Raw genomic sequence first — 9,634 nt, 5'->3', positions numbered from 1 at the left:
ATTAGAACTTATTCCTCCTGTCTGTAGGATGTGGCTGACATATCCTTAAAAAAAGCTGGGTTATTCTCTTACCCTAAGCGATAACATCATGCTTTGCATGGGATATTCGTCAGGGTTAATTCAGTTTTTTTGTGTAAAAAGGATTAGAAATGAAAGGGCAGTTATTAATTGCAGCGCTGTTGGCCGCCAGTTTTTCAGTCTGTGCGGCGGAACATGCTCATTGGGGATATGAAGGTCAGGAAGATCCTGCCCATTGGGGAAAACTCTCACCGGATTTTTCACTGTGCGAAACAGGTAAAAATCAGTCGCCGGTTAATATTCACGGCGCATTGAAAACCCATCACAGTCAACTCGAGTTGGCTTTCCAACCAGGTAAACAGCAAATCGTGAATAACGGCCATACGATTCAGGTGAATGTCAGCACTGGCAATACCCTGAAACTGGACGGCGATACTTTCACATTGCAGCAATTCCATTTCCATACCCCAAGTGAAAATGAGATTGATGGCAAACAGTTCCCGTTAGAAGCTCATTTTGTTTATAAAGATAAAGATGGGGCACTGGCAGTGCTCGCACTCATGTTCCAGCAGGGGGATGCAAATCCACAACTGGCACAGGCTTGGCAGCAAATGCCAACGGCGATTGACCAAATGGCGATATTAAATAAGCCTCTTGATATCAAAGCATTGCTACCCAAAAAGTTTGATTTTTATCGCTTTAGTGGCTCACTAACCACACCACCTTGCTCTGAAGGTGTCAGTTGGATGGTGCTTGAGCAGCCTGCGAGCGCTTCTGCTGAACAAATTAATCAATTCCGCTCTGTGGTTCATCATACGAATAATCGCCCTGTACAGCCACTGAATGGTCGAGTCATTATCGATTAAAACTACGTATGAGTCGCACTATCCTGGCTTCTGGCAGGTAGTGCGCGTGGCTTTTTGCCGCCTGGCCATTTTACACCATAGCCACATCAGTCAAATCCCACAAACAAAAAAACCAACCCTAACGGATTGGTTTTTTTGAGGTATTTTGGTCGGCATGAGAGGATTTGAACCTCCGACCCCCGACACCCCATGACGGTGCGCTACCAAGCTGCGCTACATGCCGATGCTATGACGGTTATACTACATTTTACCGTTATTAATGCAAGACTTGGCAAAACGTTCGCTTGTTTTTTGAGCGCACCAATGCCTGTTTTTAGAGCTAGTTCGCAATAAAACGTTTTATATCCGTCAACACTTGCAGCAGTAATGGAAGTTGAGGTTTTTCATTTTTGATTTCATTGCCTTGCTCATCATAGGTGCGGTATTCACCGTTATTATCTAATACAACGGTTTGTGTTGGCGTAGTAATAACTAACATGCCATTGTCACCGGTTGCCACCCAGTTATTATTGCGCTGTGCGGCGAACAAATCTTCCCCTTGCGAATAATCCTCAGGCGCTGTTTTGACGTGTAACAAGCGTTGCATCAGCGTTGTCATGATATCTTCATGATTGGTCAGTTTATTCACGGCCTGCGCTGGCGTGCCTGGCCAATGAACCACTAATGGCACTTGCAGTTGTTGGCGATTAAAGCTGCTGCCTGCACCCCAGGTATCATTGCCGCTGTCATTAAATTCAACACCATGGGCCGCAGTAATAATAACTACGGTTTTATCGAGCTGACCGCGCTGTTTCAGTGTATCCAGAATAGTCGCAATCTGTTGATCTACATCTTTTGCGCCTGCCTGGTAGTGACGGATAAAGTCAGTCGGTAACGCAACCTTCTGCCCGATTACCGGGTCTTGTGCTTCAACTGCCCCGTTGAGGTTAATGTATGAGAACCATGGTGCATTATTGTTGAGCGTGGACAGCCATTGCTGCCACTGTGCCGTGGTTTCGCTATCCGGTTGCACTGCAGGAGTTGGTAATGTGAAATCAGCTAACAGTGCCTGGCGGTAGAGTGGTGACTCAAAACCATCGGATGAGAACAGACCAAACTGATAACCCTGCGCGCTTAATGCTGTAACAAACGCTGAGGGTTCGCGCGCGGAGAGAATACCGTCTAAATAAGTAGGCGAAATGCCATAAAACAGGCCAAATAAGCCCGTATCCTGACGGTTACCTGAACTGTAGTGGCTGTCAAACTGAATGTTTGAACGGCCAAATTCGGCCAGGGCAGGCATGTCTTTTTGCAGGCTACTGGCACGAATACCATCAACCACAATGAGCAACAAATTATAACCACTGCCTTTATCGCTGAAGGTAATCGGGTTGAGTGGATATTCAACCGCCAGTGCATCTGGATTACCTTGTTCCACCAGGCGACGCTGATATTCCTGCTGATCGAGCAGGCCGTGTTTCTCAAGGAACTTACGGGCGGTCATCGGGTAAGAGAGTGGCAGGTTTGCGCGTTGCATACTGATTGGGCGATAAAAATTGGCATCGGCCCAAATATAAATCAGATGAGAGGCAAAGAACGCAGAAATAAACACCGCCACCAACGGCTTAACAAAGCGTTGCCGGTTAAGGCTGCGTAGTTTTTGCCAGGCCCAAGTGCCGAAAAGCATCTCGACCAGGAAAATGACTGGCACGGCAATAAACATTAATTGCCAATCACGCGCCAGCTCGGTCTGGTCTGGGTTAACCACCAATTCCCATACTACCGAGTTAAGGTGTAAATGGAAACGGGTGAAAACTTCGGTATCAACCAACAGCAGAGTCAGGCCCGCAGTGGCAAAGGCGGCGGAAAGGAAACGGAGTAGTCGCTGCGACATCACCACAAAGGTGAGTGGGAAGATCACCAACAAATAAGCAGCAAAAACGATAAAACTAAAGTGCCCGAGCCAACTGACGAGGGCATAGATACGGCCAACCAGCGATGAGGGCCAATCGGAGACAAACAGATAGCGGCTACCCAGCACTAGGCTAAACAGGATATTAAACAGGGCGAACCAGTGCCCCCAGCTGATCATCTGGGAGACTTTTTCACGATAGCGCTGACGATTTGTCACCATATTGAGATTGCAGTCTTGGCCGATAAATTAATGAGCTTTATCTTCACTTATCGAAGCTTGAAGAGCTTCAGCGAAAGAACGTGCCAATACTTTGCGCTGCGCTGGGGCCACGCTGGTATTGATCAAATTTGTTACCATATTCCCCAACACCATCAAAGAAAGATTGGTGGGAGTACGGTTTTTTTCCATTACGCTGACTAATTCTGACAGCAGTTTTTCGACTTGTTCGTCGCTATAACGGGATGATTGTGCCATAAAAAGTGTGCTCAATACCTGACAAAGTCCCACATCTTACCGTATAGAGACACGCTTTTCCGCTATTTTATAGCATTAAGAATCATTAGCCATTAATTGAGGGGCGCGAATGCTTTAGGGTTGCAGCTCTCAGGCATCAGTGATTGAATACGCCCCTAGCCAAAAGGAGTATTTATCATGAGTCTGGATATTGACCAGATAGCCTTACATCAGCTTATCAAGCGTGATGAACAAACGCTTGATGTGGTGTTGCGCGATTCTCTGTTACCTGCCAATGCTGTAGTTGAAGAAATGATGGCCGAACTGCATCGTGTTTACAGCGCCAAAAGCAAAGCTTACGGGCTGTTTAATGAGCAAAGCGAGCTGGCTGAAGCGCTGAAACGAAGCCGTAAGGGTGATGAAGACTTCCTCAGTTTTAGCCGTGCTGCCACCGGGCGTTTACGTGATGAGTTAGCCAAATATCCGTTTGCCGAAGGCGGTGTGGTGCTGTTTTGCCAATATCGTTATCTGGCGGTGGAGTATCTGCTTATCTCGGTGCTGAGCAGTTGTAATAGTATGCGAGTGAATGAGCAACTTGATCTCAGTACCACCCATTATCTCGATATTAACCGTGCTGATATTGTCGCCCGTATCGATTTAACTGAATGGGAAAATAATCCAGAATCCACGCGTTACCTTACGTTCTTGAAAGGGCGGGTAGGGCGCAAAGTATCCGACTTCTTTATGGATTTCCTCTCTGCAGCAGAGGGGCTGGATACCAAAGCACAAAATCGGGGCTTATTACAGGCGGTTGATGATTACTGCGCGGATGCTGAACTTGGCAAAAATGAGCGTCAGGCATACCGTCAGCAGGTTTATAGCTATTGTAATGAGCAGTTACAAGCCGGTGAAGAGATTGCGTTGCAGGCGCTTTCTCAAGAGCTGCCAACGCTGGGTGAGAAAGATTTTCAGCAATTCTCGACTGAACAGGGTTATGCGTTAGAAGAGAGTTTCCCGGCAGATCGCGGTACCTTGCGTCAGTTAACCAAATTTGCTGGCAGTGGGGGTGGGTTGAGTATCAATTTTGATGCATTGTTGCTGGGTGAGCGTATTTTCTGGGATGCCGCGACAGATACGTTGACTATTAAAGGCACGCCACCCAATCTGCGTGATCAGTTACAGCGTAATTCAGGCAAAAAGTAACGGTTACCATCGTGACGATAGCCAATAAAAAACGCCGCATAAGCGGCGTTTTTTATTTCGGCGTCCCGAATATCGAAAGCGACGCGATTAAACGCGAACGAAGTCGATATGAGTCAGTTTTGGCTTGAAAGCGTGACGCTGAACAGCCTGTACTTTAACTTTGGTTTCTTTACCGTCAACAACCAGAGTCAGTACGGAATCATAAAAGCCCGGTTTCAATTCAAGGTTCTTGGTGGTGTCATGGTCAAGAGCAATAGAGATAGCTGCTTCAGAACCACCGTAAATGATTGCCGGAAATTTATTTGCTGCACGCAGGCGGCGGCTCGCACCCTTACCCTGGTCGTTACGTACTTCTACATTGATAGTGGTCATTTTGTTTTCTCTTAAAGAAAATTTACCCTGCTACAGGCGACCCAGCAACAGGTTCGATACTCGGCTTTGATTGGGTAAACCCAGAGCAAAGCGGGCGGCATTCTAGCGAAATATCGGCCAGACAGCAAATAAAACTGCGAAAATCTCAGGCTAAATGCGGCTCAGGCAAGGGAGTCTGCCCGCCGGAAACGGCCCTGATAATCAAATATCTTTTCTCTAATTTGCCACCATTGCCCACGACGGCGGGCCACGACAAAATCGGGATAACGTAACAGGGCTTGTTGCGCGATGATATCGGCCGCCGTTTGCCATTTCAGTGCCACACCGGGTGCCCGTTGGTGTGGGCGCAGGAAAATTTGTTCAAATGCCATACGTTGCGCGGCGGTGGTTAAGCGAAAACGTTCGCTGGTATCAGTGCCGTCTTCGTCGTAGTAGGTGATTTTCAGCCACTCACCCTTTGTGTCATGGCCCGTCTCCAGACTCATACCGCCACAACGCAGCACCAGGGCATCTTTTAATTTTAACGCGGCTTTCAGCATATCATCGGGATCGACCAGAACTTCCTGGCACTGGTGACAACGGCGGGCGGCAATGTCATTTTCCGCCCCACAATGCGGGCAGCACTTAAAGCGAAAGCGATAATCACATTGCGCCCGCACGCCTTGTTGGTCCTCAAACCACCCCTGACAGCGGCGACCATAGTGTTCAATAATGTCACCCGACTCGGTACATTTTCCCCAGAAGATATTGGCAAAGCCGCAATCTGGGCAAAATACCTGAACCGGCTGACTGTCACTATGCGGTTTGCTGGTACCCACTTCAGGGGTAAAAAGGTCATGGGGATTGCCAGCGTAATCCAGAATCAGGCAATCTTCTTTACCCGGTGATAACCGCAAACCTCGGCCGACTATCTGTTGATACAAACTGACCGATTCCGTGGGGCGAAGAATGGCAATCAGATCAACATGGGGGGCATCAAAGCCAGTGGTTAACACCGCCACATTAACCAAATAGCGCAGTTGCTGCTGCTTAAAGGCAGTGATTAACGCATCGCGCTCATTAGGCGGGGTAGTGGCGCTCACCAGTGCAGCCTCGTCTTTTGGCAGCAAGCCATACACCTCTTTGGCGTGTTCAACGGTCGCGGCAAAAATCATTACTCCGCGACGTTGAGCGGCATATTCAATTATCTGGTTAACAATATGCGGAGTAATTCGTTGCTGCTGCTTAAGTTCACGGTCTAAATCCGCCTCTCGGAACAGGCCGCTACTGTTGCTGGTCAGGCGACTGAAATCATACTGCACCACGGGCATATCCAACCGCTCCGGGGGGACCAGAAAACCGTGCTTGATCATGTAGCGCAAGGGTAATTCATAAATACAATCGCGAAAAAGGGACTTTTCATCACCACGGGTAATACCGTGATAATGGAATTGATAAATCCAGCCTTTTCCCAATCGGTAAGGTGTGGCGGTCAATCCCAGCAAGCGCAGGCGGGGGTTGGTGGTACGTAAATGCTGAATAATTTGCTGATACTGGCTGTCATCGTCATCACTGATACGATGGCATTCATCAATAATCAGTAGTGAAAAGGCACTATCAAATAGGGGCAGGTTTCGTGCCACTGACTGCACACTGCCAAACACCACTTTTCCTGCGCTTTGGCGTTGCTGCAAGCCAGCGGCGAAAATATTAGCCTCTAAGTCGTAGGCGCAATATTTGGCGTGATTCTGTGCTACCAACTCTTTGACATGAGCCAGCACCAGAACGCGCCCGCGAGCCAGTTTCGCCAATTCGGCGATCACCAGACTTTTGCCTGCCCCGGTGGGTAGAACAATCAAAGCAGGCTCACTGTGGCGGCGAAAATGGGCAAGAGTGGCATCGACAGCCTCTTGCTGATAGGGGCGCAGTGTAAATGCCATTAGTGCACCTGCCCGATGGCTTTCAACCCATTCTCCCCGCAACCCTTTTCCGCGCGTATGCGTGACATTTCTCTCTCTTTATAATGAAAAACTTTTGACTATTATGCCTGTCGGAGGCGGTTGGCGCGAGGCCCCAAGTTAGCACTGATGGGGTGGCGTGATAGACGCGGCGCACTCTGGGGGTAAGTTGTTTCTCAATAACAACTTTTTACGTAACTGTTTCTAGGATGATATGGCAACCGCCGCTATACTGATGAGTCTGGTAGGCAGCAAATGATTTTCTCCCAACTGCTTCATTCATTTCACACCGTATCATGAGCATCCTGCTGTCGTTGGCGGGTGTGATTGCGGGTATCGTGCCCGTCAGCGGTACGACAAGACAACAGGCAAAGTAGATTCAATGCGATTGGACAAGTTTTTATCTCAGCAATTAGGTGTCAGCCGGGCGTTAGTCGCGCGCGAGCTGCGGGCAAAACGAGTCACTATTGATGGCGAAGTGGTCAAAAGTGGTGCGATTAAGCTGACACCGGAACAAGACGTGAGATTTGATGGCAACCCATTACAACAAACCGTTGGCCCACGTTATTTCATGCTGAACAAACCGCAGGGTTATGTGTGTTCGACAGAAGACCCAGATCACCCGACCGTGCTGTATTTCCTTGATGAGCCAGTGGCATACAAACTCCATGCCGCCGGGCGTTTGGACATCGATACCACCGGATTGGTACTGATGACCGACGATGGTCAGTGGTCGCATCGGATCACCTCACCGCGTCATCATTGTGAAAAGACCTATCTGGTGACGCTGGAACACCCATTGGCCGATGATACCGCGCAACAGTTTACTGATGGCGTACAGTTGCATAATGAAAAGTCTCTCACCAAACCGGCTCAACTTGAGGTTATAGAGCCTCAGTTGGTGCGTTTAACCCTCAGTGAAGGGCGTTATCATCAGGTAAAACGGATGTTTGCGGCGGTGGGAAATCGGGTTATAGAGCTGCATCGTGAGCGAATTGGCGACATTAAACTTGATGACGATTTGGCACCAGGCGAGTACCGCCCGTTAACCGCAGAAGAGATTGCCAGTGTCGGCGCGCCTCATCTGTAATTGATTTTCTATTACAGCGCGGGCTGTCTTGCCGTTGATATTACACTAAATAATTCGAGTTGCAGGAAGGCGGCAAGCGATAGAGTCCCAATGAGTTGATGGGAGTCAATGATTCGGGTGAAAGAGCGTAGCCAACGCACATGCGGCTTGAAGTATGACGGGTATAACCCACGGTAGGTTATTGAAGGAGTTGTTGAACGTGCATGCCAGTACCCAAAATGAAGAGAAGAACCGGACATCCCACGTTGGCTTGATCTTTATCCTCGGTTTGCTATCGATGCTGATGCCTTTGGCAATTGATATGTATCTGCCGAGTATGCCGATTATTGCACAGGAGTTTGGCGTAGAGAGTGGTGCGGTGCAGATGACTCTAAGCGCCTATGTGCTGGGGTTTGCCATCGGACAAATGTTCTATGGGCCAATGGCTGATAGCCTCGGACGCAAGCCGGTTATCTTTTGGGGTACGCTAATATTTGCGCTCGCGGGTATGGCTTGTGCCATGGCGCAATCAATCGAACAATTGATTAACTTGCGTTTCCTGCATGGTTTGTCTGCCGCTGCCGCGAGTGTGGTGATTAATGCATTGATGCGCGATATGTTCACTAAAGATGACTTCTCTCGCATGATGTCTTTTGTGGTGTTGGTGATGACCATCGCACCCTTGCTGGCACCGATTATCGGTGGTGCATTGTTAGTATGGTTTAGCTGGCACGCCATCTTCTGGACCATGGCGGGTGCTGCATTGGTCGGCGCGATTTTGGTTGCACTGTTTATTAAAGAAAGCTTGCCACGAGAGAAACGGCAACGATTCCATTTGCGCACCACTATTGGCAATTTTGCCACGTTATTCCGCCATAAGCGGGTACTGAGCTATATGTTAGCGAGCGGCTTCTCTTTTGCTGGGATGTTCTCATTCCTCAGTGCCGGTCCCTTTGTTTATATCGATTTAAACGGCGTCTCTCCACAAAACTTTGGCTATTACTTTGCGCTGAATATCGTCTTCTTGTTCTTGATGACATTGATTAATAGCCGCAATGTACGCCGCTTCGGAGCGCTTAAAATGTTCCGATTTGGCATGCTAGTGCAATTTGTTATGGGGATCTGGTTGCTGGTGGTTTGCGCCACCGGGATGGGGTTCTGGGCGTTGGTATTGGGTGTCGCGGCTTATGTCGGTTGCATCGCCATGATCACCTCGAATGCGATGGCGGTTATTTTGGATGATTTCCCACATATGGCCGGTACTGCGTCTTCTCTGGCAGGGACCCTACGCTTTGGTATTGGTGCGGTGGTAGGAACGCTGTTGTCGATGGCGCCATCCCGCAGTGCCTGGCCAATGGTAAGCTCAATGGCATTTTGTATTATTGTGGCCATGTTGTTGTATCTTTATGCCAGTCGCCCACATAAGGATGCGGTGAAATAACTATCGTCGTAATAACTATCGTCGTAATAACTATCGCCGCAATCATTATCAAGGCTAAGTTGCTGGGGCTTATCAGTTAATGGTTATTGCAAGAAGGTGAGAGGCGTCTTAGGGCGTTCCCTTCATTCACATTATTTATCGTCAATGTACTCATTATTTATTCAATTATTTTCCTCGTCGACTCATTTACTCCCGTCATTATCGCCCGAATTGCCACTTAAAAATGCGTGGTTCTTGCGTTCAATCAATATAGTAAGCATGCATATCATTATTTATTGCATAGTTATGATTGGCACCATATTGTTAACTTTTTGAGCGAACATATAAAAAATCGCAAATTGTTATTAAAGCGTTTTTATCAGATATTTCTGTCAGTTGAAT

At 48.2% G+C, this 9,634-nt stretch carries 8 protein-coding genes and 1 tRNA gene; 4 read left to right on the top strand and 5 right to left on the bottom strand.

Features of this window, described 5'->3' with window-relative positions; translation table 11 throughout:
• Window positions 1-149: 149 nt before the first annotated feature.
• Window positions 150-884 (top strand): carbonic anhydrase, encoded by a 735-nt coding sequence (locus V2A85_RS19185; protein ID WP_372559404.1) that lies wholly within the window; start codon window positions 150-152, stop codon window positions 882-884.
• A gap of 146 nt (window positions 885-1,030) precedes the next feature.
• Here the strand turns inward: V2A85_RS19185 and V2A85_RS19180 are convergent.
• The 3 genes from V2A85_RS19180 to V2A85_RS19170 all read right to left on the bottom strand — a co-directional run bounded on the left by V2A85_RS19180 (window position 1,031) and on the right by V2A85_RS19170 (window position 3,252).
• Window positions 1,031-1,107: transfer RNA gene (locus tag V2A85_RS19180), tRNA-Pro, on the bottom strand.
• Window positions 1,108-1,203: 96 nt separating this feature from the next.
• Window positions 1,204-2,997: an LPS biosynthesis-modulating metalloenzyme YejM gene (gene yejM, locus V2A85_RS19175; protein ID WP_372559403.1), complete on the bottom strand. Its 1,794-nt coding sequence runs from the start codon at window positions 2,995-2,997 to the stop codon at window positions 1,204-1,206.
• A 27-nt stretch (window positions 2,998-3,024) separates the two neighbouring features.
• Window positions 3,025-3,252 carry a YejL family protein gene (locus tag V2A85_RS19170; protein WP_372559402.1) on the bottom strand — a complete coding sequence of 76 codons (228 nt, stop codon included), beginning with the start codon at window positions 3,250-3,252 and terminating at the stop codon, window positions 3,025-3,027.
• Window positions 3,253-3,429: 177 nt separating this feature from the next.
• Here V2A85_RS19170 and yejK point away from each other — a divergent pair, with 177 nt between their 5' ends.
• Window positions 3,430-4,434 (top strand): nucleoid-associated protein YejK, encoded by a 1,005-nt coding sequence (yejK, locus tag V2A85_RS19165; protein ID WP_372559401.1) that lies wholly within the window; start codon window positions 3,430-3,432, stop codon window positions 4,432-4,434.
• Between the two features lie 87 nt (window positions 4,435-4,521).
• Here the strand turns inward: yejK and rplY are convergent, their stop codons facing one another.
• Both rplY and V2A85_RS19155 read right to left on the bottom strand, forming a co-directional pair.
• Window positions 4,522-4,806: a 50S ribosomal protein L25 gene (gene rplY / locus V2A85_RS19160; protein WP_004700538.1), complete on the bottom strand. Its 285-nt coding sequence runs from the start codon at window positions 4,804-4,806 to the stop codon at window positions 4,522-4,524.
• 161 nt (window positions 4,807-4,967) lie between these two features.
• The gene (locus V2A85_RS19155; protein ID WP_420072112.1) at window positions 4,968-6,725 is read right to left on the bottom strand and encodes a DEAD/DEAH box helicase; all 1,758 of its coding nucleotides are present in this window, start codon (window positions 6,723-6,725) and stop codon (window positions 4,968-4,970) included.
• 400 nt (window positions 6,726-7,125) lie between these two features.
• Here V2A85_RS19155 and rsuA point away from each other — a divergent pair, with 400 nt between their 5' ends.
• On the top strand, window positions 7,126-7,833 hold the full coding sequence (gene rsuA / locus V2A85_RS19150) for a 16S rRNA pseudouridine(516) synthase RsuA (RefSeq protein WP_372559399.1): 708 nt from the start codon (window positions 7,126-7,128) through the stop codon (window positions 7,831-7,833).
• Between the two features lie 199 nt (window positions 7,834-8,032).
• The gene (locus tag V2A85_RS19145; protein ID WP_083158350.1) at window positions 8,033-9,253 is read left to right on the top strand and encodes a Bcr/CflA family multidrug efflux MFS transporter; all 1,221 of its coding nucleotides are present in this window, start codon (window positions 8,033-8,035) and stop codon (window positions 9,251-9,253) included.
• Window positions 9,254-9,634 lie beyond the last annotated feature (381 nt).

Origin of the sequence: Yersinia sp. 1252 StPb PI (assembly GCF_048593885.1) — a bacterium.
In the GTDB taxonomy this organism is placed as follows: domain Bacteria; phylum Pseudomonadota; class Gammaproteobacteria; order Enterobacterales; family Enterobacteriaceae; genus Yersinia; species Yersinia enterocolitica_E.
The sequence above is the reverse complement of the archived record's forward strand: the minus strand, read 5'-3'. Positions and strand labels throughout refer to the sequence as shown.